This window comes from Adlercreutzia rubneri (genome assembly GCF_009755265.1).
Lineage (GTDB): Bacteria > Actinomycetota > Coriobacteriia > Coriobacteriales > Eggerthellaceae > Adlercreutzia > Adlercreutzia rubneri.
On sequence record NZ_WPOO01000059.1, the window covers coordinates 1 to 593 of the forward strand.

At 65.8% G+C, this 593-nt stretch carries 1 protein-coding gene; it reads right to left on the reverse strand.

From position 1 onward, the window contains the following. Positions 1 to 33 precede the first annotated feature (33 nt). On the reverse strand, positions 34 to 593 hold a 560-nt coding region (gene hypD, locus GO707_RS11875), incomplete at its 5' end, for a hydrogenase formation protein HypD (RefSeq protein ID WP_157013093.1).

Genomic DNA, 593 nt, shown 5'->3' on the forward strand with positions numbered 1-593 from the left:
GGTCCTTCGGATGCTGCGGCGCCTGTTTTCTCTTTAGTAGTACCGGTAGTACGCGGCGCAGCTGCCCTCGCTTGACACCATGCAAGGACCCACGGGGTTCTCGGGCGTGCATACCTTGCGGAACAAGGGACACTCGTTGGGCGCCATGATGCCGCGAAGCACGTCGCCGCAGCGGCAGCCCTTCGGATCCTGCGTGGGCTCGACGTCGGGCTGGAAACGGCGCACGGCGTCGAACTGCGCGAACTCCTCGCGGATGCGGTAGCCGGAACCGGGAATCTCGCCCAGGCCGCGCCAGAGGGCGGTGCACGTCTCGAACACCTCGTCGATGGCGGCCAGCGCCACGGGGTTGCCTTCGGGCATGACGCCGCGCGCGTAGGCGATCTCGATGTCGGCACGGCCTTCGTGCAGTTGGCGCATGATCATGGCGATGCCCTGCAGCACGTCAACCGGCTCGAACCCGGTGATGACGCCGGGTATGCCGTACTTCTCGGCCAAGAACCGATACGGCTCGGCGCCGATGATGGTGCTGACATGACCGGGCAGGATGAGCGCATCCACCTTGAGCTGCGGGTCGTTGATGATGGCTTCCAGCG